This window comes from Labrenzia sp. 5N (assembly GCF_012395805.1).
GTDB lineage: Bacteria > Pseudomonadota > Alphaproteobacteria > Rhizobiales > Stappiaceae > Roseibium > Roseibium algicola.
On sequence record NZ_JAAZTM010000005.1, the window covers coordinates 177,816 to 201,830 of the forward strand.

The following is a 24,015-nucleotide window of genomic DNA, read 5'->3' on the forward strand; positions in this document are numbered from 1 at the left end:
ACAGTCGCCATGCTATATCCTATTGAAATATAAGAAGAAAAAGGTGCGGTATGGCGGAAAGAGACGTCAAGAACAAGCGTTTGGGCCGTGGTTTGGCGGCGCTGATCGGGGATTCGGCTCCCGAAGCGGCCGCACCGCCGGAAAAGATCATTCGCGACTCCCGCAGGGTGCCGATCGAACATCTGGAGCCCAACCCGCGCAACCCGCGCAAGACCTTTACCGAGAAAGACCTGGCGGATCTTTCCGAGTCCCTGAAGGCAAAAGGCATCGTCCAGCCGATCCTGGTACGTCCGGCAGCAGGGAAGGCCAATCGTTTCGAGATCATCGCCGGCGAACGCCGTTGGCGGGCCGCACAGCGGGCCGGGCTGCACGAAGCACCGATCATCATTCGGGACGTGACCGATCAGGAAGCGCTTGAGCTCGCCATTATCGAGAACGTCCAGCGTGCCGATCTCAATCCGATCGAAGAAGCGATGGGCTATGAGCAGCTCACCGCGGAGTTCAGCTACAGCCAGGGCGAACTCGCCAAGGTGATCGGCAAGAGCCGTAGCCACGTGGCCAACACCATGCGCCTGCTGAAGCTGCCGAATTCGGTAAAGGACTATCTGCACGAAGGCCTGCTCACGGCCGGCCACGCCCGGGCGCTGATCACCATCGAGGACCCGAGGGTACTTGCCGATCTGATCGTCGAAAAAGGCCTCAGCGTCCGCGAGACCGAAAAGATCGCCCAGGACCCGGATGCTCTCGCCAAACTGATGGGCCAGAAGACCCCGACCGAGAAGGCCCCGAAGGACGCCGACACCAAGGCGCTGGAAAAGCGCCTCACCGACACGCTCGGTCTGAAAGTCACCGTCGGCCACAAGCCGGGCAAGGAATCGGGCGACCTGAAGATCAAGTACACGTCGCTGGAACAGCTCGACGAGATCTGCAAGAAGCTGGGCGTTGAGACGCGCTAAGATATTGAATTTATTTTAAATTTTAGAGCCGGAGCGATTATTGCTCCGGCTTTTTTGTTTTGATTTTGCCAGCCTGTAATCCCAACATCCCTCATCCTGAGGACTGTCATCAGGCCTGTCTTGCAGAATGGCCCACATGTCCCGGTGGTTGCCGCCCATCCTTCGAGACAGCGCTTGCGCGCTTCCTCACGATGAGGGAGGTGTGTGAGCGAACGCCAAGAATACAAAGAGACTCAGGGAGAGGAGCAGGTAACCTCGTTAGCGCCTCTGTTGCCGCGCTCTGGCGGCTCTGCCGAGCTTCAGGAGGGCTTCGGAGAGGACGGGTACACCAAGGGCATCGTTGAGGCGGGAAATGCGTGTAGCCTCGCTCAAAATGTCCATGGCGCGTTCCAGATCCGTCAGGGACCAGATCCGCAGCTGCTGGGTGAATTTCGGCTTGCGGGAGAAGAAGATAGGCGGTCGCTGTCCATCGACGACGGCCTGGGCGTTTTTGCCCTGTTCGATATCGATTCGCATCCGGTGCAAATGTTGAAAATGCTTCAATGTCTGGTTGGCGATCACCGAGGCCTTGGAGCCGGCTTCCGCAAGCCGTTCCAGCCCGTGGTCCAGCAAGGCAAGGTCTCCCGATGCTGCGGCATCAATCAGCTCCGACATTTCGAAGGCGGATGCATCGCCGATGATAGCCTCGACATCCTCGCTGTCGATCCGGCCCTTGTTGAGGGCATAGAGGCAGAGTTTTTTCAGCTCACCGCGGCTGGCCATGCGATCACCGCCCAGCAGGCTGTGCAGTGCTGCCCGAGCTTCCCGGGTAACCGAAAGACCGGCTTCGCGGGTTTCCTCGTCGATCAACTGGTCGATGCCCCGGTCATTGTCGGCATAACAGGGCAGCGCAACGGCGCGTTTGTGCGATTCGATCAGCTTTCTGAGGCCGACGCCCTTTTTGATGTCGCCGCCCTCAAGGACCACCAGCGTCTGCCAGTCGTCCAGCTTCAGAACGGGTTCGACTGCAGGATTGAGATTGCGGGAGGAAGCATCCTTCACCCAGACGATCCTGCGGCCACCAAAAAGCGGAACGGTCAGAACTTCGTCGATCAGCCGATTCGGATCCGAACCGAGATCGGACGCATCAAGCTTGACCAGATTGAACGGATCGCTTTCGCCTTCGGAGGCCTTGTTGACGAGGCGGGTAGCGCGTTCCGATACGAGTCCGGTATCCGGACCGAAGATCAGGACAACGCCGCCAGCCTCCGGGGGATTGGCGACGAAACGGTCAATCTCCGCGGCTTTGAGGACGGTCACGGCCGTTTGCCTCCAGGGTCAGTGTCACGACTGGCTGGCGAAATAGCCGGCAATCCGGGCTGCGATATCGTCAGCAACTGCCTTGGCAACACGTTCCTGCGCATCACGATAGGCACGGGTGTTGGCAAAACGCTGGTTGGAGAAGTCGTAGGAAGCGGATTTGAACGCCCGGCCGGTCATCAGGGTCTCGTCGGTCGCCAGATCGCTCAGGACGAAGGTCGAGTTCATCGTGGTCGTGTAGGCGGAAGGCACGTCGGAGAACTGTTCGACACCGACTTCCGAGCTGCCGATGTCCATCAATACCTTGAGACGATATTTCTTGGCACCAGAGCCGGCCCCACGTTCGAACCGGTAGGTCAGCTCGTTGTAGAGAACACGCGATGCATCGTCGTTGGCGTACTGGCTGGAGATGGATTCCAGGTCGATCGCCGCAAGTTCCGCCGCTACGGGAGAGGGCTGGGAACCGAAGTCGCCCGTGCTGCTGCCGTAAAGCGGGCGGACCTGACATCCGCCCAGAGCCATGGCAGCTGCCAGTCCGGCGCAAAGGGCAGCGCGCCGCAACGCGCCGCTGCTCTGGAAGAGGTTGTTAAACAACGACATTCACGATCCTTTGCGGTACCACGATAATCTTCTTCGGCGCCTTGCCTTCAAGAGCCTTCTTGACTGCGTCGAGGGCCAAGGTAGCCGCTTCGACCTCGTCTTTGGAAGCCTCTTTTGCAATCGTCAGTTCACCGCGTTTCTTTCCGTTGATCTGGATCGGGTAGGTGACGGTGTCGTCGGACAGCAGGGCCTCGTCGGCCTGCGGCCAGCTTGCTTCCGAAATCAGATTGTCGTGGCCGAGTGCAGACCAGCATTCTTCTGCCAGGTGCGGCATCATCGGAGCCATCATCTGCACGAGGTAGTCGGCTGCTTCACGTACGGCATATTCGGTGCCGGCATCGGCTTCGCCCTCGTTGAAGACCTTGCTGATGGTGTTGACCAGCTCATAGAGGCGGGCCACGGCCCGGTTGAAGCCGAGGCCTTCCAGATCGGCGGAAACGGCCGCCAGGGTCTTGTGGCTGGCCCGGCGCAGATCAAGCGCCTTGCCGTCGACTTCCGGTGCCTTGCCGCCACGAGGTTCGATCTTCTCGGCAATGTCGCCAATCAGGCGCCAGACGCGCTGGACAAAACGCCAGGCACCTTGCACGCCGTCCTCGGTCCAGATCACGTCCCGCTCCGGCGGGCTGTCGGACAGCATGAACCAGCGGGCGGTATCGGCGCCGTAGGTGTCGATGATGTCGGTCGGATCGACAGTGTTCTTCTTCGACTTCGACATCTTCTCGATGGAGCCGATGGCAACGTCTTCACCGGTTTCGACAAGAACCGCGCGGCGCTTGCCGTCGACATCCTCGATACGGATTTCGGACGGGGCAATCCAGCGCCCGTTCGCACCTTCGCCGACGCGATAGGTCTCGTGGGTGACCATGCCCTGTGTAAACAGGCCCTTGAACGGCTCCTTCAGATCAAGCGCACCGACCTTCTGCATCGCCCGCGTGAAGAAACGGGAATAGAGCAGGTGCAGGATGGCATGCTCGATACCGCCGATATACTGGTCCACCGGCAGCCAGCCGTTGGCGGCTTCCGGGTCGGTCGGCTGATCGCAGTCCGGCGCCGTGAAGCGGGCGAAGTACCAGGAACTGTCCACGAAGGTGTCCATGGTATCGGATTCGCGGCGGGCAGGCTTGCCGCATTTCGGGCAGGACGTGTTGCGCCAGGTCGGGTGACGGTCGAGCGGATTACCGGGCTTGTCGAAGTTGATGTCGTCCGGCAGCTGGACCGGCAGGTTCTCGTCCTTTTCCGGAACGACGCCGCAATCGTCGCAATGAATGACCGGGATCGGGCAGCCCCAGTAGCGCTGACGCGAAATGCCCCAGTCGCGCAGGCGGTAATTCACCTGGCGTTCTGCCTGGGACGCGCCGTCGACGGTGATTTCTTCCAGCTTCTTGGCCACCGCTTCCTTGGCGTCCGGAATGGAAAGGCCGTTGAGGAAGTCGGAGTTGAAGATGGTGCCGTCGTCGGTGAAAGCCTCGTCGGCTACATCAAAGGTTGCCGGATCGGCATCCTTCGGCAGCACGACGGGCGTGACAGGCAGGCCGTATTTGCGGGCGAAGTCCAGGTCGCGCTGGTCATGTGCCGGGCAGGCAAAGATGGCGCCGGTGCCATAGTCCATCAGGATGAAGTTGGCGACATATACCGGCAGCTCGATGGAGGCATCCAGCGGGTGCTTGACGCGCAAACCGGTATCGAGGCCTTTTTTCTCTGCCTTTTCAATTGCTTCTTCGGATGTACCGACCCGGCGGCACTCTTCGATGAAGGCTTTCAGCTCCGGATTGCTTTCCGCCAGCTTGGTCGAGATCGGATGATCCGGCGACAGGCCCATGAAGGACGCACCGAACAGCGTGTCCGGACGGGTGGTGAAGATTTCCAGCGTCTTGTCGCCGGTGGGCGCAGCCTCGGTGAACTCGAAGCGCACACGCAGGCCTTCGGAGCGGCCGATCCAGTTCTTCTGCATCAGGCGCACCTTGTCCGGCCAGCGGTCGAGCGTGTCGATCGCCTCCAGCAGGTCTTCCGAGTAATCAGAAATCTTGAAGAACCATTGGGTCAATTCGCGCTGCTCAACCAGAGCGCCGGAGCGCCAGCCGCGACCGTCGATCACCTGTTCGTTGGCCAGAACCGTCATGTCGACCGGGTCCCAGTTGACCTTGGCGTTCTTGCGGTAGACGAGGCCGGCCTCGAGGAACTTCAGGAAAAGCCGCTGCTGCTGGGTGTAATAGGCGACGTCGCAAGTCGCGAATTCCCGGCTCCAGTCCAGCGACAGGCCCATGATCTTGAGCTGGTCGCGCATGGTGGCGATGTTTTCGTAGGTCCAGTCCTTGGGATGAACCTTGTTCTGCATGGCCGCGTTTTCCGCAGGCATGCCGAAAGCGTCCCAGCCCATCGGATGCAGGACGTTGAAGCCCTTGGCGCGCTTGTAACGGGCAACAACATCGCCCATGGCGTAGTTGCGCACATGGCCCATGTGGATGCGGCCGGACGGATAGGGGAACATTTCAAGGACATAGTATTTGTCGCGGGGATCGTCGTTGTGGGTGACGAAGACGTCCTTGTCGTTCCAGACCTTTTGCCAGCGCGCTTCGACTTCGCGCGCATTGTACCGTTCCGTTGCCATCAAATGTGCCGTTTGTTCTTGCCGCCGGATCCGGCGGATTTCCTGAAAGATTGACTGCCGGACTGTCACCAGAAATCGCGTCCGGGGTCAACATGTGAGAAGAGATTGATCTTGCAGATGCCTGTTTATTTCGCAACGCCGCATTCGTAAAGCTATCGGATGGCCGCTTCCGGCGTTGTTTCGCGATCAGGCGGGCTTGAAGCTTCCCAGATTTCCAACAGGCGCCGCCCATCCGGGTGCTTCCTGCTGAACATGGGATACATGGGCACTTCCAGGAAGGTGGGGGAGTGAACGAGCAGGCTTGCTTCGTCACCCAGGAACACGGCCTTCCGGATCATGCCGACTTCCGTGCTCTCCATATAGACATCGGCCCGTTCGTGCAGAAGCATCGACCAGGCAAGCTGTTCCGTCGACACATATTCAACAGTGACACCGGCAGCCTCCAGCATGTCTTCATACCAGTAGTTTCTGACCGCAACCACGGAGAGCCCTTCCTTGCGAAGATCATCGAAGCTCAGTGGCCCAATGCCGTCCGGAAACCGGTCTTTCTTGTAAAAATGTACGTAGGTTGCCAGTCCGACGGGTCGTTCGGGAAAATAGAATTCCTCGCTTCGTTCATCCGTGTAGGACCAGGAAAAGGTTGCGGCGTAAGTCCCGTTCCTGACCATCTGATACGATCGCTGCCAGGGCAGAAAGTCGAATTTCGCCTGATGCCCGGCTTTTTCGATTACCCGCCTGACGATCTGGGTGTGGCTTCCGAAGCCCGGTGACTTCGCGCCAATAAAAGGCGGCCATTCGCCAACCGCGAACGTGAAGGTTTCACTCCGCGATGCAGGAACGTTCAGAAAGCAGAACAACATCAGTATGCAGATAAATGAACCGAGTTGCCTCACACCGGGCCCTCCATCTTCATTTGATGCAAGCTGCGAGACACTATCGGCAAACCTCTAGGAAAAGGTGAACCTGATTGAATACCTGGCGTGAAAATTCACCGGCTGTGCAGTCATGTCAGGTTGCTTGGGTCTTTGCAAAGACCACTTGAGATCAAGGGGCGACCGGGCCTATGAGAAGGAACGCGCGATCCGGCAGAGCACCTGACAATTTGAAGGACCAACTGATGACCTCCGCAGCAGACCGACTGGCAAACGTCCAGGCAGATATCAGAAGTGCCGAAGCCGAGTTCGGCAGGCCGGAAGGGTCGGTAACGTTGATTGCGGTTTCCAAGACCTTCGAAGCGGACGAGATCCGCCCGGTACTTGAGGCAGGTCAGCAGGTTTTCGGCGAAAACAGGGTGCAGGAAGCCATGCACAAGTGGCCGGGGCTTCGTGAGGACTTTGAAGGTATCGAATTGCATCTGATCGGCCCGCTGCAATCCAACAAGGCCAAGGAAGCGGTCGCGACCTTTGATGTCGTCCATACGGTTGACCGGCCGAAAATCGCGAGGGCACTGAAAGCCGAGATGGAAAAGCAGGGCAGGGATCTGCCGTGTTTCATTCAGGTAAACACGGGTGAAGAGCCCCAGAAGGCAGGCATCGCACCGAAGGATGTCGATGCCTTCGTGAAAGAGTGCAAGGAAGATGTCGGGCTCAACATTGTCGGCCTGATGTGCATTCCGCCAGTCGACGAAGCACCGGGCGAACATTTCGCGCTTCTGGAAAAAATCGCCGCCCGCAATGGTCTTGAGCAGCTTTCCATGGGCATGTCTTCCGACTATCCGGTCGCGGTCGGCTTTGGGGCCACGCATGTGCGTGTCGGATCCGCCATCTTCGGCTCGCGCGACTACACCTGATCAAAGCCTGCCGTTTCACGGAACGGCAATCAGACCGGGATTGGTATTGCTTCGGTTTGCAGGACTGGTCGCGAACCGAAGCACGGCTGGCCGTTTCAACCAGTTTGTTTCGAATTTATAAATAAAATCAAATAGATATTCAGACTGATTTTTCCAGCGGAAGCCCCAGAACTGCCTAAAATCGTTAAAAATGACGGTAGTTTGACCGACCTGTGGCTGATCCCCATGGCGGAACACAACATTGCCGCGAAGGTTTCAAAGAGCTGCCCTTTGCCGGTCGCGATCGGCCCGCAGTGTTTGTCTCGTTCCGGTTCGACGGGTCGCAGGGGCCTGGCGAACGGACGGAACGACAGGTGAGCCCAAAGCCGAATGGCAAACGGGACACCTGACAAGACCCAAACCATTGGAGGTCATATCATGTCCAAACGTCTTACTGCTGCTCTTCTGATCGGTGCCTTTACCGCGTCTTCCGCAGCTCTTGCCCAGGGCATGTCGTTCGAGGCGGTGGATCTCGATCAGGACGGTTATGTCAGCTTCGAGGAAATCGCGGCAGCCGTCCCGACCCTTTCCGAAGATGCATTCAACGCGGCTGACAGCAATCAGGACAGCCTTCTGGATCCGGAAGAGTTCTCCTCCGTCCAGCCGTAACCGGGCTTCGGGCAATCAAACCCCCCGTCGGCTGCGTCAGCAGCCAGATTGCCCGAACAAGACCACCGCCGGTAAGGTCACGCCGGCGGTGGTTTTCCGTTTTGAAGGGTCTTTCGAACTTTACTCGAACAATTGAGCCAATCCGGCCGGGCCAGGCTTCAGTCCAGCCAGAAATCCGGCGTCAGGAGCAGGATACCTGCCAGGATTTCCAGTCGACCGAGGATCATCTGAACCGCCAGGAACCATTTGGCGAGATCCGGCAGGGACTGGAACGTACCGGACGGACCAATGGTATCGCCAACGCCGGGACCGACATTCGCAAGGGCTGTGATGGAGGCGCTGAGCGCCGTCTCGAGATCAAGACCGAGCATCATGTAGACCAGCGAAAACGCCGCAAAAGCGCCCGCATAAAGAACGGCGAAGACAAGCACACCTTCCAGAACCGGATTTGACACGGCCCGGCCCTGATATTTCGGCTCGACCACCCGGTGTGGCCGGATCATCCGACGGAACAGGCCCTGGATGTAACTGCCCAGAATTGCGATCCGGAACATCTTGAAGCCTCCGGACGTGGAGCCGCTGCAGCCGCCGAAGAACGTCAGCACGAAGAAAATCGCGATCACGGGCGGACCGAACTGCAGGTAGTCGTTGGCGGCATAGCCGGTGGTGGTGATCACCGAAACCACGTTGAAGACCGCGAATGTGAACATCTGGAACGGCGTGTCATGTCCGATGAACCGCTCGAACAGGAACACGCTGATCGAAGCTGCGGCGACAATGGCAAGCAGCAGCATGATCTGGACGTCCTTCACCCAATGCCGTCGCTCGATACTCCGGATCAGATAGAGGAACGGCACAGCGGATCCCAGCATGAACACCGAGGCGACCCAGTAAACGGCGAGGCCGTCGAATTGGCCGAAGGACTGGTCGGACGTGGAGAAGCCTCCCGTCGAGACGGTGGTCATGGAATGGATCACAGCTTCGAAAAAGGTCATTCCACACAGCAGGTAGAGCGTGGCGCAGGCAATCGACAGTCCGGCATAAAGGGCCAGCAGCCGGTAGACGAATGGGCCGACATGACCATAGGGCTTGCTGGTATTTTCAGACGATTCCAGCGCGAAGAGCTGGCTGCCACCAACGCGCAAACCCGGCAGAAGCCAGATCCCGATAGCAACCACGCCAATGCCGCCAACCCATTGCAGCAGCGCCCGCCACAGCAAAATACCCGGCGGCAGAGTGTCGAGACCCGTCAGGATTGTCGAACCGGTTGTGGTCAGGCCGGAGGCGGTCTCGAAGAAGGCGTCTGTGAAACTGATGCCGAGGCCGCTGAAGTAGAAGGGTACGGCACCGGCGAAAGAGAAGGTGAACCAGGCGGCGTTGACGAACAGGATCGCTTCGCGAAAGTGGCTCGGCGGCTGTTCTCCCTGGAAAGCCATGGTCATGAGCAAGCCTGCGGTTCCAAGAACCAGGGCCGATACCAGAAAGACCTGCCAGTCCGAGTTTCTGGCGAACACATCCGCGATACCCGGAACGATCATCAGAACTGAAATCAGGATGAGCAATCGTCCGATTGGCAAAGCAATGGCGCGATAATTCATAGACTGGACGTCCGCAACGGTCGGCTGTCAGGACAGCAGGCGTGTGTGTCAAAAGACAGTCGTTATCTGCCTGTGCACCGCAAAAAGCAAGGCCAACGGAATTTGAGCCTGCCAATCGCCTAGAATGACCGGCAGGGTAGCTGACCTGCGGGCGATCGGCAAAACTGCTTCTAAAACACACCTATACGCCAGTTCATGTTGACCGGACCGGGAGGCTTTGCCAGAGTGAATTCATAAATTTGGGAGGAAAACATGAAAGTACTTTCCTGGGCGCTTGGCGCGGCAATGGCGCTTGGCCTAGCAGCCGGTTCGGCACAAGCAGCAGACACAACCTTGCGCATTTCGCTGCAATTGCCTCTGACGAGCCACCTCGGCCAGAATCTGCAGCTCTTCAAGGAAGAAGTAGAGAAAAACTCCAACGGCGACATTGCCGTGGAGATCTACGATTCCGCTCAGCTCTACAAGGACAACGAAGTTCCGGCAGCCGTCGGCAGCGGCTCCATTGAAATGGGCGTTGCGTCGCTGACGCGTTATGTCGGCGACATTCCTGCCGTCGACGTTTTCTATCAGCCGTTCCTGTTCGACACGGAAGAAAAGGTTCGTGCGGCCGTAGCCAAGGGATCTCCCGTGCGCGGACCGCTGGATGAGGCAATCGCGGAAACCGGTTCCACCGTACTGTGGTGGCAGGCTTATGGCGGCTCCATCATGCTGTCCAATGGCGGACCGCTGAAAACCCCGGAAGATCTGAAAGGCAAGAAGGTTCGCGTCTTCGGCAAGACGCTTGGCGATTTTGTCACGGTTGCCGGCGGTGCGCCGACGCTGATTTCCGGTTCCGAACAGTATCTGGCCTACCAGCGCGGCACCGTGGATATCGGCATGACCGGTGTTTCCGGCGTGAAATCCCGCAAGCTCTGGGAAGTCATGGACACGATCACCGTGACCAACAACGCGGATATCGAGTTCATCGTCGTGGTGAACACCGATTTCTGGAACGGCCTGCCGGATGAGCACAAGAAGATCATCGAGGCTGCTGCCCTCAAGGCGGAAGCCGATGTGCGGGATCGGATGTCCCAGATCGAAGCCGAAGCTTACGAGATTTCGGAACAGAACGGCATGACCATCTACACGCCGACCGCAGAAGAAATGACTGCCTGGAAAAGCGTAAGCCAGCCGGTCTACGACAACTTCGTCGAAAAAGCGGGCCCCCTCGGCAAGCAGGTTCTCGAAGCCGCTCAGAAATTCTGACGGTCCGCGGATCCTGAACGACGGAAGCGGCCGCGGCCATGCTGGCCGCTTCCAGTCACGGATGCCGGAGTTCCGGTGTCTTTTCGCGGTCGGGTTTCACCGGCCGTCTTTTCCCGGCCTTGCCGATTGCTCGATCGACAGATGGTTTCATGAAAGCCTTCTATTTTCTTCTTCAGGCCTTTGCCTGGATCGCCGCGCTGCTGTTCGTCGCCGTGGGCTGCATGCTCACGTATGAAGTTCTGGCCCGGTATCTTTTCGTTGCACCGACCATCTGGGCGTCGGAGTTGTCTCAGCTGTGCCTGATCTGGGGCACCATGCTTGCCATGCCATGGCTGTTGAAAGCCGGTCGGCACATTGCGGTTGATGCGCTGACAGACCAGCTAAGCCCGGGCTGGCGCCGCGCCTGCCATGTGGTTGCCATGGGCTTTGTTGCGGTGTTCAGCATCCTGGTCGCCTGGAAGGGTGGCGGGATCTTCTACGATTCTTTCGAGCGAGGCCGCACCTCGGGCTCCATGCTGGACCTTCCCATGTGGATCTCCGAACTGTCCGTTCCTGTCGGGTTTGCACTTCTGTTCGTGCAGGCCCTCATTGAGCTGGGCCAGAAGCCCAAGTCGGGCGATCATGAAGCGGTGGTGATGGAATGACGACAGTTCTCATTCTCGCTTCGCTGTTCACCTTGTTGCTGATCCGCGTGCCGGTGGCGTTCGCGCTGGGCGGTCTCGGCCTTGGAATGCTCATTCTCGGTGGTTTCTCGCCGCTGATGGCGCCCCAGGCGATCCTGTCGACACTGGATGGCTTCATTCTTCTGGCGGTACCGCTGTTCCTGCTGATGTCCAACATCCTGCTGAAAGGCGGGGTCGGGCGGGATCTCTTTGCCGCCGTTCATGCCTGGGTCGGTCACTGGCCGGGTGGACTGGCCGTCGCGACCATCCTGTCCTGCGCCATTTTCGCAGCCATTTCCGGATCGTCGGTGGCAACGGCCGCCACCATCGGAACAGTTGCGATCCCGGAAATGATCCAGCGCGGCTATGAGCGGAAATTCGTCTACGGCCTGCTTGCTGCCGGTGGCACGCTCGGCATTCTGATCCCGCCGTCTATCCCGATGATCGTCTATGGCTTCGTTACCGAACAGTCGGTGATCGCGCTGTTCCTGGCGGGTGTTGGCCCGGGCCTTATGCTTGTGGTGTTCTTCATCGTTTTTTCCATGGTCTATGCCCGCTGGTTCGGCGGCTACACGCCGGAGCCGGCGTCAAGCTGGGACGAGCGGATGCGGGCAACTGTGCGGGCATTTCCGTCGATCCTGTTGGCGCTTGTTGTTATCGGCGCCATCTACAGCGGCGCGGCGACACCAACGGAAGCTGCAGCTATCGGCTTTGCCGTGGCGCTTCTGATTACCGGGCCCATCCTGCGTACGCTTACCTGGCAAGGTCTGAAGGAAGCGGCGTTCGATGCCATGGTGACGACCGTTGCCATCGTCTTGATCATCGCCGGGGCCAAGGTGTTCGGCAAGGCGATCACGCTTTACCGGATCCCGCAGGATATCTCGGTCTTCATCGGCCAGACCATCGATACGCCGCTCGCATTCATCATCGTGGTCTCGATCGTGCTTCTGATCATGGGGCTGGTGTTCGAGGCGCTGTCCATGGTGTTGATCATGACGCCGGTGCTGCTGCCGGCAGCCATGGCATTGGGCTTCGATCCGATCTGGTTCGGCGTCTATATGGTCGTCATGGTGGAATGCGCCCTGATCACACCGCCGGTCGGGCTCAATCTCTATGTCATCCAGTCGGTCGCGCGATCGAAACTGTCCGACGTCTCCCGTGGCGTGCTGCCATTCCTGGTGATCATGTTGATTTCGGTCGCGATCCTGTATGTCTGGACCGATCTTGCGCTCTATCTGCCATTCAAGTTCTGAGGTTTTTGTCATGCCGTCACCGGCAGCTACCCTTCGCGCGCTGCTGGAGCAGCCGAAACTTCACGTCATGCCTTGCTGTTATGATGCCTTGTCCGCCAAGCTGATCGAGCAGGCAGGGTTCGATCTCACCTTCATGTCCGGCTTTGCCGCCTCCGCATCGCGGATCGGGCAGCCGGATCTGGGGCTGATGTCCTATGGCGAAGTGCTCGATCAGGCACGTAACATCACCGATGCGGTCCGGATTCCGCTGCTGGCGGATGGCGACACCGGTTACGGAAATGCCATGAACGTGCGCCGGACCGTGACCGGCATGGCCAAGGCAGGCGCTGCGGCCGTGATGATCGAGGACCAGGTGGCTCCGAAACGCTGCGGTCACACACCGGGCAAGGCGGTCGTTTCCCGCGAGGAAGCCTTTGACCGAATCCGGGCGGCGCAGGATGCCAAGGAGGCAGGAGCCGATATCCTGATCCTTGCCCGGACCGATGCCCGTCATGAGCACGGCCTTGCCGAGGCAATTGCCCGGGCGGCAAAGTTCAAGGAACTCGGCGCTGATATCCTGTTTGTCGAAGCGCCCAAGACGGTTGCCGAAATGCAGGAAATCTGCCGGGAACTGCCGGGCCCGAAGATGGCCAACATCGTGGAAGGCGGCGAAACTCCCGACCTCTCGCATGAAGAGCTTCGGGACATCGGTTACGCCATTGCCGCCTATCCGTTGACCCTGATGGCCAGCGCCATGAAGGCAATGGTGGCGACGTTGCAGCAGCTGAAGAGCGACCAGGACCGCACGCCGGATCTCATGGACTTCAAGGAGCTGCGGGACCGGATCGGCTTCAACGACTATTATGAGGTTTCGGCCAAATACGAGACGTCCAAGCGGGATTGATGCCGCCGGACTGTCCGGAATCCGGTCGCTCTGCCGAACTGCAAAATACGCCAACCCGTGCTACTCGGCGTTGGATTTATTGCAGATGGAATGTTAGACCCTGCGCGACTCAGAAGCTGTAACGGAAATCTTGAATGCAGGGCGAAAGACGCCGAAGACCTTCGCTGTCGCTGCCGATCCTGCGGACATCGCGCGACCAGCACCGGGACGGCACACTGACGCTCGGCAATTTGCTGTTGGCGCTGGGCGAGACGTCGTTCGGCTGGGCAATCGTGCTGTTTTCCCTGCTGACGCTTCTGCCGTTGCCTCCCGGCTCCTCGCTCGTCACCGGTCTGCCGGTGCTCGTCACCACGTTTCAGATGGTGCTCGGCTTTCCGCACGTGAAACTGCCCAGGCCGCTTGCACGCCTGTCGCTCAATCACAACAAGCTGCGTCGAACGATGGTGCGCCTGCGTCCCGTCACAATGCGGCTGGAGCGCGTGCTGGCCCACCGGTACGAAGGTCTGTTTGCGCGAAAACATGAGCGCTTGCTCGGGCTTGCGTTGTTCGTCATTGCGTTCACATTGTTTCTGCCAGTGCCGCTCAGCGGCTGGTTTCCGGCGGTCGCGCTGTTCATCGCCGGCGTCGGCATTGTCGAGCGCGACGGACTTGTCGTCATCTTCGGTCTGCTGCTGGGTCTGGCCGCGGTGCTCCTCACCATCGCCATCCTGACGTCGATTGCGATCAGCACCCAAGCGTTCATGGCCTGAACCGAAAACCAGGTGTCCGATAAGGCGAAACGGCATGGATCCCATGGTCAAGCCACGGGATGACGGGGTAGAGAAAGAAAACCGGATCAAGGAAAACGGGAATCTCCGCCGCTTCCTTGACTCTTGCCCGGGTTTCGGGCATATCCCCGCGAACTCCATATGAGTGATTGAAATTTCGATCCGCCGACCGGGACCCGCAAAGGTGTAAAGAGTTCCCGGAGGTTAACATCCGACAGCGCGTTGCGCCCTCGGGTGTCAAACTGCTTTGCGCGGATTGATCCGGTTGGAAATGACCGGCGGTTGCCCATATGGTTCGGGAGACTTCCCGAAACCGAGACTATTCAAGGACTACTGATGTTTGAAAGCCTGTCCGATCGATTAAGCGGTATTTTCGACAAGCTCACCGGCCGCGGTGCGCTGTCGGAGAACGACGTCAACGAGGCGCTGCGCGAAATCCGCCGCGCGCTGATCGAGGCCGACGTTGCGCTGCCGATCGTACGTTCCTTCACCGACAAGGTGCGCAATCGCGCCGTCGGTGCCGAGGTGGTCAAGTCCGTGACCCCGGGCCAGATGGTCGTGAAGATCGTTCATGACCAGCTGGTCGAGATGCTCGGTGAAGAAGCCCATCCGATCGACCTGAACGCTCCGGCACCGGTGGCGATCATGATGGTCGGTCTGCAGGGCTCCGGTAAAACCACCACCACGGCGAAGATTGCCCGCCGCCTGACCCAGCGCGACAAGCGCAAGGTGCTGATGGCATCGCTCGACACCCGCCGTCCGGCTGCCCAGGAGCAGCTGAAGGTTCTGGGTGAGCAGAACGACATCGACACGCTGCCGATCGTTGCCGGCCAGGGCCCGGTCGAAATTGCCAAGCGGGCCATGTCCGCCGCCAAGCTCGGCGGTTATGACGTAGTCATGCTCGACACCGCCGGCCGTATTCACATCGACGAGCCGCTGATGGTTGAAATGGCAGAGGTGAAAGCCGCTGCCCAGCCGCATGAAATCCTGCTGGTGGCGGATAGCCTGACAGGTCAGGATGCCGTCAACCTGGCGCAGAGTTTCGATGAGCGCGTCGGCATCACCGGTATCGCCCTGACCCGTATGGACGGCGACGGCCGTGGCGGTGCGGCGCTCTCCATGCAGGCGGTTACCGGTAAGCCGGTCAAGCTGATCGGTACCGGCGAAAAATCAGACGCACTTGAAGACTTCCACCCGCGCCGGATCGCAGACCGCATCCTTGGCATGGGCGACATCGTTTCGCTGGTGGAAAAGGCTGCAGAAGCCATCGACGCGGAACAGGCCGCGAAAATGGCGAAGAAGATGCAGAAGGGTCACTTCGACCTGGAAGATCTCGCCGAGCAGCTGCGCCAGATGGAAAAGCTGGGCGGCATGTCCGGCATGATGGGCATGTTGCCGGGCATCGGCAAGATGAAGAAGCAGATCGAGGCCTCGAACATCGACGACAAGATGTTCAAGCGTCAGGTCGCCATCATCGAATCGATGACACCGGCCGAGCGTCAGAAGCCCGAACTGCTCAAGGCCAGCCGCAAGAAGCGTATTGCAGCCGGGTCGGGCATGGATGTGGCCGACGTCAACAAGCTTCTGAAAATGCACCGCCAGATGGCGGACATGATGAAGAAGATGGGCAAGGGCAAAGGCATGCTGGGCAAGCTGATGGGCGGCCTTGGCGGCGGCGGAATGCCGGATGTCGATCCCAAGCAGCTTGAGGAAATGGCCAAGTCCGGCCAGTTGCCGGGCGGCATGGAAATGCCGAAAGGCCTGCCCGGCGGGTTGGGCGGCGGTCTGCCGCCAGGCATGGGCATGCCGGGTCTTCCAGGCCTCGGCGGTCCGAAACTTCCCGGGTTTCCGGGTATGGGCAAGGGCAAGAAACGATGAGCGAAGCGGAGAACAAGCTGGGTGAAAGCCCCGCCTTGAGCGAACTGAAGGCTCTTCGGGCGTCCATCGACAACATTGATGCGGCTCTTGTTCACATGCTCGCAGAACGGTTCAAGTGCACCCAGAAAGTGGGTGTGCTGAAAGCCACCAACGACCTGCCGCCGGCTGATCCGGCGCGGGAGAAAATTCAGATCGAACGGCTGCGCCAGCTTGCGGGCGATGCCAATCTCGATCCTGACTTTGCCGAGAAATTCCTGAACTTCATCGTCAAGGAAGTGATCCGGCACCACGAAGCCATTGCCGCTGAAGCCGGCAACTGAACAAACTGGAGACATAAAAATGGCTACGAAAATTCGCCTGGCACGTGGCGGTTCCAAGAAGCGCCCGTACTACCGCATCGTTGTTGCTGACATCCGCTCCCCGCGCGATGGCCGTTTCATCGAAAAGGTCGGTTCCTACGACCCAATGCTGCCGAAGGATTCCGAAAACCGCGTGACCCTGAACGTCGAGCGTATTCAGCATTGGCTGGACAGCGGCGCAAAGCCGACGGACCGCGTTCACCGCTTCCTGGATGCTGCCGGCCTCTTGAAGCGTGAGCCGCGCAACAACCCGAAGAAAGCCGAGCTGGGCGCAAAGGCGAAGGAACGCGTTGAAGCCAAGCGTCAGGCTGAAGAAGAAGCAGCAGCTGCTGCCGCTGAAGCTGCTGCCGCTCCGGCAGAAGAAGCAGCTGCCGAATAAGCAGATGCGCCAAGCGGCACCGGAAGACATTGGCCAGGGAGCCTTTTGAGATGACGTCCAAGGACGATCAGAAGGTACTGATGGCCAAGATCGGTGCGGCGCATGGCATTCGCGGGGAAGTGCGGGTCAAGCCTTACGGCGATGACCCGCTTTCCTTTGCCGATTACGGCATTCTGACCACCCGGGACGGCAAACGTTCCTTCGAGGTGGAACGGGCGCGGGTGCAGAAGACGGTGGTGATCACCAAGTTCAAGGGGATCGCGGACCGCAACCAGGCGGAAGAGCTGAACGGCGTCGATCTCTTTATCGACCGTGACCAGCTGCCCGAACCTGAAGAAGACGAATTCTACTATTCCGACCTGACCGGCCTCGATGTGCTCGACCAGACTGGCGAGACACTCGGGAAGATCATTGCGGTGCAGGATTTCGGAGCCGGCGATCTGCTGGAAGTCCGGCCAAAACGCGGCCGCAGCTTCTATGTTCCGTTCACGAAGGAATTCGTGCCGGAGATCGATCTGGAGAATGGCCGGGTCAGCGCTTCGCTGCCGGAGGATTACTTCTCCGAAGGAGCTCCTGAGCCTTCGGAAGACGAGCCGGACAGGTAACGCGTTGGCACGGGCTGCAAGCCCATCTTGCGTAGGTTGAGTTCTTCGCGCTCCTCCGCGGGAACGTCCTGGCGGACAGCCTGCCGAATCTCGGAACGCTTCAGCGCAATCAGTGCGACGACCAGTGCAACCCCGATCCCGTTGGCAAAGGCATCCTGCAACGACATTTCGTGGTGGGGAATGAAGCCCTGCACCACTTCACCCGCGAGACCCATGCCGAAGGCGACGACGGCGGAAATGCGCAGCCGGCAGCAGAACAGCGCATGGATCGACAGGGTCAGAAGGGCGAAAAAGCCGATATGGATGACCTTGTCATAGGGGTGGCCGACGCCGGTGTTGAACACAAGGCCGGCCATCACGCCGAAGGTCATCAGGGCGAACAGGGGCAGCACGCGGCTCAGGGAAATGTCGAGATAGTGGCGGTCGACATGCACCTGAATGAAACGGGGAAGCTTGAAACGCAAGACTGGAAATTTTGCCACGGCAATAAACCCGATTGAAACGCTCTTGCCACTTTATACTGCGAGCCTTAATCAGAGCTTTCTTTCCGGCGGCTACCCTGAAGAATTCGGCAGGTTTTTAGGAAAGCGGTAAACGGCTCGTTAACCAATGAGCGGGTTTGGACCCGGACATACCGGCCAATCAGCAGAACTGACAGGCGTAATGACGTTCAAGGCAACCATTCTGACGCTCTACCCGGACATGTTTCCAGGGCCCCTGGGCCACAGCCTTTCGGGCCGGGCGCTGGACAAGGGGCTTTGGCAGTTGGAAACCAGCCACATCCGCGACTTTGCGACGGACAAGCACCGCTCCGTTGATGATACGCCGGCCGGTGGAGGTGCCGGTATGGTGCTCAGGGCCGATATCCTGGCCAGGGCCATTGATGCGGCGGCCCCCGCTGACGACCCGCGCCCGCGGCTTCTGATGAGCCCGCGCGGGGCGCCCTTTACCCAGGACCGTGCGCATGAACTTGCCGAAGGCCCTGGCGCAGTCATCGTCTGCGGCCGATTCGAAGGGGTCGACCAGCGGGTGATCGACGCGCGTGGACTGGAGGAAGTCTCCGTCGGCGACTACATCCTGTCCGGCGGCGAAATCGGCGCGCTGACCATGCTGGACGCTGTTGTCCGGCTCATCCCTGGCGTCATGGGCAACATGGACAGTGCGGAAACCGAAAGTTTCGAAGGTGGCCTGCTGGAACACCCGCAATACACGCGGCCGGCCGAGTTCGAAGGCCTGACCATTCCCGAGGTTCTGACCTCGGGCAATCACCGGAAGATCCACGAATGGCGCATGGCCGAAGCCGAGCGCCTGACACGCGAGCGGCGGCCGGATCTCTGGGATGCCTACATGGCGGATGAAGACGACGTGGATTGAAGAATCCGCATGACAGTGGCGCAAATTTCCTGTATACGCGCGCCGAAGCTGGGTGAAGTTGTATCTTTTCCTTGGAAAGACCTGCGTCCTGAACCGGACCAAAAGGACCGGAAAATCAGGAAAGTCCAGCCGACAAGCAACATGGCCCAAAGTCGGTGAACCCGTTTCCGGCCAAAACCGGAAAACGCTCTGACCGCTTTGTAATTCAAAAGGGAAATATGCCATGAACATCATCGAGCAGCTCAATGCTGAGGAAATGGCGAAAATCGAAGAGCAGCGCAAGCTGCCGGAATTTTCTCCTGGTGATACCGTTCGCGTCAACGTGAAGGTCACCGAAGGTACGCGTACCCGTACCCAGGCTTACGAAGGCGTCTGCATCGCCCGTTCCGGCGGCGGCATCAACGAGAGCTTCACGGTTCGCAAGATTTCTTACGGCGAAGGCGTCGAGCGCGTTTTCCCGGTCTACTCCCCGATGCTGGAAGGCGTTGAAGTGGTTCGCCGCGGTAAGGTCCGTCGCGCGAAGCTCTACTACCTGCGCGACCGTCGCGGCAAGTCTGCCCGTATCGTCGAAAACACCAATGCTCGTTCCAAGCGCCTCAACGAAGAAGTGCGTGCGGAAGTGGCTGCTGCCAAGGCAGCTGCTGCAGAAGCCAAGGCCGCTGCCAAGGAAGCTGCAGAGAACGCAGCCGAATAAGCCAGCCCGGCAAAACGTTTCGAAAAGGCGGTCCTTCGGGCCGCCTTTTTTGCATTTGCGCCAAACCCTGGCGCAGTCCGATGCAAATCCGGGGTTTTGCACCCCGTTCTTCCTGCGCCGGTCAATCTGAGTTGAATTCAGCTCAACTCGGAACGCTTGACCTTCAGGCGGCGCTGCGTCATTCACTAGCTACGATAAACGAGGATAGACCCTTGCGGCTGGACGCGCCGCGACGGGCATCACCGGGCATTTCGCAAACTTTAGACCGTTTGACCGTTTGCTCGGATGGACCGAGGAGAGACCCATGGCCAACGCACGGACGCTTTACGACAAGATCTGGGACGACCACGTGGTCGACATGCAGCCGGACGGAACCGGTCTGCTCTACATCGATCGCCACCTGGTGCATGAAGTTACCAGCCCGCAGGCATTCGAAGGCCTGCGCATGGCCGGCCGCCAGGTGCGCCAGCCGGAGAAGACGCTTGCCGTGGTCGACCACAACGTTCCGACCACCGACCGCCGTCACGGCATCGATGATCCGGAATCGGCCCTGCAGGTCGACACATTGGCCAAGAACGCGGCGGAATTCGGCATCGAATATTATTCCGAACTCGACATGCGTCAGGGCGTCGTTCACATCGTGGGTCCCGAGCAAGGCTTCACCCTGCCCGGCATGACCATTGTGTGCGGCGACAGCCACACCTCCACCCATGGCGCTTTCGGCTCCCTCGCCCATGGCATCGGCACGTCCGAAGTGGAACACGTTCTGGCCACCCAGACGCTGATCCAGAAGAAAGCCAAGAACATGCTGGTGAAGGTCGACGGCAAGATCCCTGCCGGCGTCACCGCGAAAGACATCGTTCTGGCCATCATCGGCAAGATCGGTACCGCAGGCGGCACCGGCTACGTGATCGAGTATGCCGGCGAAGCAATCCGTGCCCTGTCGATGGAAGGCCGGATGACGGTCTGCAACATGTCCATCGAGGCCGGTGCACGCGCAGGCCTGATTGCACCGGACGAAATCACCTACAAGTACATCGAAGGCCGCCCCAAGGCGCCCAAGGGCGAAGCCTGGGACATGGCTCTCGGCTACTGGAAGACCCTGCATTCGGATACGGACGCCTATTTCGACAAGGTCATCGAGCTGGACGCCGCCAACCTGCCGCCGATCGTTTCCTGGGGCTCGTCTCCGGAAGACGTCATCTCGGTGGAAGGTGTCGTGCCGGATCCGGCTGAAATCGCCGATGAAAACCGCCGCGAATCCAAGAAGCGCGCCCTGGAATACATGGGCCTGCAGCCGGGCACCAAGATCACCGACATCAAGATCGACCGCGCCTTCATCGGTTCGTGCACCAACGGCCGCATTGAAGACCTGCGTGCTGCTGCGGCCGTCATCGGCAATCACAAGGTGGCAGCAGGCGTCAGCGCCATGGTTGTCCCGGGGTCTGGTCTGGTGAAGGAACAGGCCGAGGAAGAAGGTCTGGACATCATCTTCAAGGAAGCAGGCTTCGAATGGCGTGAGCCGGGCTGCTCCATGTGCCTCGCCATGAATGCGGACAAGCTGAAGCCGGGCGAGCGCTGTGCGTCGACGTCCAACCGCAACTTCGAAGGCCGTCAGGGTCACAAGGGCCGGACCCATCTTGTTTCGCCGGCCATGGCGGCAGCGGCGGCAATCGCCGGCCATTTTGTCGATATCCGCGAGTGGACGACGAATTGATTCGACCGCATTTCGGTTCATGAGAAAGGGCGCCGCAAGGCGCCCTTTTTGCTTCTCCCCGTAAAACAGTCACAATGACGCAGGGGATTTTGCTTTTGCGTAAATAATTCATGTAGTTAAGAAAAATCCTTTGCCGGGTCTGATCTGGCGACAACTGCACTCAGAAATGATTTTCCCGGGCTTCACAAGACTGTCACCTCGGCACTACAATACTCCCGTCACAAAAGGACTGTTCCGCTGTCCGATTGACCGGATAACGGACATTCCGACAGGTCAACGCGCTGTCAGTTGGCACCTGATTGCTGGAAGTTGATCCAACGTAAGTCGTTAGAGCAACGCATCCGCGTGTGGATTCGGCATGCTCTGGGAATGAGGAGCGGAAGGTGACGATAGCGGTTTCGTCGGGCGCCCATCCGGCGTTGGTGCTCAATGCGGATTACCGGCCTTTGAGCTACTACCCCCTGTCGCTGTGGAGTTGGCAGGATACCATCAAGGCTGTGTTCCTGGACCGGGTGAACATAGTTGCCGAATACGATGCAGCGGTTCGAAGTCCGAGCTTCGAGTTCCGATTACCCAGTGTGGTCTCTCTCAAGACCTTCGTGAAACCCAGCCGATACCCTGCCTTTACCCGATTTAACGTCTTTCTCCGCGACAAATTCCAGTGTCAGTACTGCGGCTCCAAGGATGAGCTGACCTTTGACCACCTTGTGCCGCGTTCCAAGGGTGGTCTGACGACCTGGGACAATGTCATCACCGCCTGCTCCCCCTGCAATCTGCGCAAGTCCAACAAGTCGTGCCAGCAACTGAACATGTGGCCGATGCACATGCCGTTCCAGCCGACCATCCAGGACCTGCACAACAACGGCCGCGGTTTCCCGCCCAACTATCTGCACGATAGCTGGCTGGATTTCCTCTACTGGGATACCGAGCTGGAACCGTAGTCCCCGGTACGTATTGCGAGCCTTCAGGCGGGGTCATCAAAAGCCCTTGTGACGGCTCGAAAGCGTCTGCGTCGGAGCGCCTATTCCACGTTGCAGGCAACTGGCAGTTGACATCCAGTGGATGTATTTATGCCGTTGAATATTTGATTTTAACGAGGCTTTAACCTCGTTCCCAAAGTTCATTCACTGTTTTTTCTTAAAGTGTGTAGTAGCTGTCTTTATCTCCCTTGAGGCGGCGCCATACATGTCTCTTCTTTTCTGGAATTTCAAAATAAACAGACGATTTCTCACGCAGCGTGAAGGGGCCGTGCTGCCCATCTTTGCGTTGATGGTGATTTTTCTGATCGTCGTCATGGGCGCAGCCGTGGACGTTTCGCGCACGGTCAACGCCCGCGAGAAGCTGTCTTATGCGATCGATGCAGCCGCACTGTCCGTGGCGGCGGATCTGTCGACATCGCTCATGACGGATGAACAGATCAAGCAGGCGCTGACGGATTCCTTCAAGTCCAACCTGGACGGTGCCGAGTTTCTGGCCGAAGCCATCAAGAACCTGACCTTTGTGGTCGATGCGGAAAATGGAACCATCAAGGTCTCCTCGACGGCCAGCCTGCAGAATTACTTCATCGATTTCGGTGGCTACATGATGAAGAACCTGGGTCCGGAGACCTTTGCCTTCGGAACCAGTTCACAGGTCTCCTATTCCAAGTTCAATGTGGAGCTGGCCCTTGTGGTGGACGTCACCGGCTCGATGTCCTCAAGCGACATGAACACGCTGCGCGATGCCTCGACAGCGGTGGTCAACATTCTGCTGCCCGAGGACGTGGAAGAAGACGATGCCAAGGTGCGCATTTCGCTGGTTCCCTACAGCCAGGGCGTCAACCTCGGCACCTATGCAAAAAAGGTGAAGGGCGGCGATTTCTACAGCGTCAGCGGCAACTGCGTCACGGAACGTCAGGATTATTCCACCTATGAGGTCATGCTCACGGACGATCCCTATAACTACTACAAGAAGTCCAGCCCTCCTCCGGCACAGACCTTTTTTGGCGGGGGCAGCAGCAGTTGCTCGTCCACGTCCAAGCTGGTGCCGTTGACCAAGAGCCGCTCCACGTTGCTGCCGGCGATTTCCGCTCTCAACAACACTGGCGGTACGGCGGGTCAGACCGGGGTTGCCTGGGGCTGGTACAGCCTGTCGCCGAACTACGCCAACGTATGGCCTGCGGACAGCGCGCCTGCGGCCTATTCAGACGGCGATACGCTCAAGTTCGCGATCATCATGACTGACGGCGACAACAACCGGTATTACCAATATATCGAACAGGAGGAGCAGTGCGGCTGGGTCAAGAAAAACGGCAAGTCGACCTGGCAATGCAGCACAGTGGCCGTGAACGCCTGGCGGGAAACAGGTGAAAGCGAAAGCTACAACAACACCTCTTCCGTCCGCTCACGAGACATCTGTGCGGCCATGAAGGCTGCCAACATCCAGGTTTTCGGAGTTTACTTCGGAACCAGCAATACATCCGCAGGGGCAAAAAACATGCAGTCCTGCGCAAGCCAGGGAAACTATTATCAGGCTGCATCGTCCGATGAACTCATAGGAGCGTTCGCAAACATCGCGCGGAAGATCCAGTCGATCTACCTGTCCAAATAAGACCTGCCGGACGACCGGCCAGCGAAAAGCGTCAGTCTCGATTCTTTCCGATTGGTTTACCAAACGGAAACAACCCCCTATTTTCTACATTCCGTTTAAGGAATTAGGTACT

The 24,015-nt window shown here is 58.9% G+C and carries 23 protein-coding genes; 17 read left to right on the forward strand and 6 right to left on the reverse strand.

The genetic code is table 11. From position 1 onward, the window contains the following. Window positions 1-50 precede the first annotated feature (50 nt). The gene (locus tag HEP89_RS08220; protein ID WP_077291370.1) at window positions 51-956 is read left to right on the forward strand and encodes a ParB/RepB/Spo0J family partition protein; all 906 of its coding nucleotides are present in this window, start codon (window positions 51-53) and stop codon (window positions 954-956) included. A 258-nt stretch (window positions 957-1,214) separates the two neighbouring features. Here HEP89_RS08220 and holA read toward each other — a convergent pair whose 3' ends face one another. From holA to HEP89_RS08240, 4 genes are all read right to left on the reverse strand, one after another. Continuing rightward, window positions 1,215-2,255, reverse strand: coding sequence for a DNA polymerase III subunit delta (holA, locus tag HEP89_RS08225; protein WP_075282741.1), 1,041 nt, complete (start codon window positions 2,253-2,255; stop codon window positions 1,215-1,217). A gap of 24 nt (window positions 2,256-2,279) precedes the next feature. Further along, window positions 2,280-2,855 carry a hypothetical protein gene (locus HEP89_RS08230; RefSeq protein ID WP_031269989.1) on the reverse strand — a complete coding sequence of 192 codons (576 nt, stop codon included), beginning with the start codon at window positions 2,853-2,855 and terminating at the stop codon, window positions 2,280-2,282. After that, a complete protein-coding gene (gene leuS, locus HEP89_RS08235) occupies window positions 2,842-5,463 on the reverse strand; it encodes a leucine--tRNA ligase (protein ID WP_055660550.1) in 2,622 nt (873 codons plus the stop codon). Before leuS ends, HEP89_RS08230 begins: the two co-directional genes overlap by 14 nt. Window positions 5,464-5,615: 152 nt before the next feature. Then, a complete protein-coding gene (locus tag HEP89_RS08240) occupies window positions 5,616-6,323 on the reverse strand; it encodes a transporter substrate-binding domain-containing protein (protein ID WP_168691759.1) in 708 nt (235 codons plus the stop codon). A gap of 257 nt (window positions 6,324-6,580) precedes the next feature. Here HEP89_RS08240 and HEP89_RS08245 point away from each other — a divergent pair, with 257 nt between their 5' ends. Together HEP89_RS08245 and HEP89_RS08250 are read left to right on the forward strand one after the other, a co-directional pair. Next, on the forward strand, window positions 6,581-7,252 hold the full coding sequence (locus HEP89_RS08245; protein ID WP_077293261.1) for a YggS family pyridoxal phosphate-dependent enzyme: 672 nt from the start codon (window positions 6,581-6,583) through the stop codon (window positions 7,250-7,252). A 417-nt stretch (window positions 7,253-7,669) separates the two neighbouring features. Then, on the forward strand, window positions 7,670-7,900 hold the full coding sequence (locus tag HEP89_RS08250) for a hypothetical protein (RefSeq protein WP_023002475.1): 231 nt from the start codon (window positions 7,670-7,672) through the stop codon (window positions 7,898-7,900). Between the two features lie 158 nt (window positions 7,901-8,058). Here HEP89_RS08250 and HEP89_RS08255 read toward each other — a convergent pair whose 3' ends face one another. Then, window positions 8,059-9,498 (reverse strand): TrkH family potassium uptake protein, encoded by a 1,440-nt coding sequence (locus HEP89_RS08255; RefSeq protein ID WP_031269993.1) that lies wholly within the window; start codon window positions 9,496-9,498, stop codon window positions 8,059-8,061. Window positions 9,499-9,750: 252 nt separating this feature from the next. On the opposite strand from HEP89_RS08255, the gene dctP reads away from it, so the two are divergent. The 9 genes from dctP to rimM all read left to right on the forward strand — a co-directional run bounded on the left by dctP (window position 9,751) and on the right by rimM (window position 17,529). Continuing rightward, a complete protein-coding gene (dctP, locus tag HEP89_RS08260) occupies window positions 9,751-10,743 on the forward strand; it encodes a TRAP transporter substrate-binding protein DctP (RefSeq protein WP_023002477.1) in 993 nt (330 codons plus the stop codon). A 149-nt stretch (window positions 10,744-10,892) separates the two neighbouring features. Continuing rightward, window positions 10,893-11,387, forward strand: coding sequence for a TRAP transporter small permease (locus HEP89_RS08265; RefSeq protein ID WP_023014458.1), 495 nt, complete (start codon window positions 10,893-10,895; stop codon window positions 11,385-11,387). Further along, a complete protein-coding gene (locus HEP89_RS08270; RefSeq protein ID WP_023002479.1) occupies window positions 11,384-12,658 on the forward strand; it encodes a TRAP transporter large permease in 1,275 nt (424 codons plus the stop codon). The genes HEP89_RS08265 and HEP89_RS08270 overlap by 4 nt, the downstream gene beginning before the upstream one ends. A gap of 10 nt (window positions 12,659-12,668) precedes the next feature. Beyond that, window positions 12,669-13,541 (forward strand): isocitrate lyase/PEP mutase family protein, encoded by an 873-nt coding sequence (locus HEP89_RS08275; protein ID WP_023002480.1) that lies wholly within the window; start codon window positions 12,669-12,671, stop codon window positions 13,539-13,541. A 134-nt stretch (window positions 13,542-13,675) separates the two neighbouring features. After that, complete coding sequence (locus HEP89_RS08280) at window positions 13,676-14,290, forward strand: exopolysaccharide biosynthesis protein (protein ID WP_023002481.1); 615 nt, start codon at window positions 13,676-13,678, stop codon at window positions 14,288-14,290. Between the two features lie 354 nt (window positions 14,291-14,644). Beyond that, window positions 14,645-16,186 (forward strand): signal recognition particle protein, encoded by a 1,542-nt coding sequence (gene ffh / locus HEP89_RS08285; RefSeq protein WP_023002482.1) that lies wholly within the window; start codon window positions 14,645-14,647, stop codon window positions 16,184-16,186. Continuing rightward, a complete protein-coding gene (locus HEP89_RS08290) occupies window positions 16,183-16,506 on the forward strand; it encodes a chorismate mutase (protein WP_055660229.1) in 324 nt (107 codons plus the stop codon). Before ffh ends, HEP89_RS08290 begins: the two co-directional genes overlap by 4 nt. A 19-nt stretch (window positions 16,507-16,525) precedes the next feature. Further along, entirely contained in the window at window positions 16,526-16,924 is a 399-nt protein-coding gene (gene rpsP, locus HEP89_RS08295) for a 30S ribosomal protein S16 (RefSeq protein ID WP_023014459.1), read from the forward strand. Between the two features lie 50 nt (window positions 16,925-16,974). After that, window positions 16,975-17,529 carry a ribosome maturation factor RimM gene (gene rimM, locus HEP89_RS08300; RefSeq protein WP_023002485.1) on the forward strand — a complete coding sequence of 185 codons (555 nt, stop codon included), beginning with the start codon at window positions 16,975-16,977 and terminating at the stop codon, window positions 17,527-17,529. Here the strand turns inward: rimM and HEP89_RS08305 are convergent. Further along, window positions 17,478-18,011, reverse strand: coding sequence for an antibiotic resistance protein VanZ (locus HEP89_RS08305; RefSeq protein ID WP_168691760.1), 534 nt, complete (start codon window positions 18,009-18,011; stop codon window positions 17,478-17,480). The genes rimM and HEP89_RS08305 overlap by 52 nt on opposite strands. Before the next feature lie 181 nt (window positions 18,012-18,192). On the opposite strand from HEP89_RS08305, the gene trmD reads away from it, so the two are divergent. The 5 genes from trmD (at window position 18,193) to HEP89_RS08330 (ending at window position 23,903) form a co-directional block, all read left to right on the forward strand. Continuing rightward, window positions 18,193-18,903 carry a tRNA (guanosine(37)-N1)-methyltransferase TrmD gene (gene trmD, locus HEP89_RS08310; protein WP_168691761.1) on the forward strand — a complete coding sequence of 237 codons (711 nt, stop codon included), beginning with the start codon at window positions 18,193-18,195 and terminating at the stop codon, window positions 18,901-18,903. 223 nt (window positions 18,904-19,126) lie between these two features. Beyond that, the gene (gene rplS, locus HEP89_RS08315) at window positions 19,127-19,597 is read left to right on the forward strand and encodes a 50S ribosomal protein L19 (RefSeq protein ID WP_023002488.1); all 471 of its coding nucleotides are present in this window, start codon (window positions 19,127-19,129) and stop codon (window positions 19,595-19,597) included. Between the two features lie 304 nt (window positions 19,598-19,901). Beyond that, on the forward strand, window positions 19,902-21,314 hold the full coding sequence (leuC, locus tag HEP89_RS08320) for a 3-isopropylmalate dehydratase large subunit (protein ID WP_168691762.1): 1,413 nt from the start codon (window positions 19,902-19,904) through the stop codon (window positions 21,312-21,314). 383 nt (window positions 21,315-21,697) lie between these two features. Then, a complete protein-coding gene (locus HEP89_RS08325) occupies window positions 21,698-22,255 on the forward strand; it encodes an HNH endonuclease (protein WP_006936861.1) in 558 nt (185 codons plus the stop codon). 307 nt (window positions 22,256-22,562) lie between these two features. After that, window positions 22,563-23,903, forward strand: coding sequence for a TadE/TadG family type IV pilus assembly protein (locus tag HEP89_RS08330; protein WP_208992291.1), 1,341 nt, complete (start codon window positions 22,563-22,565; stop codon window positions 23,901-23,903). Window positions 23,904-24,015 lie beyond the last annotated feature (112 nt).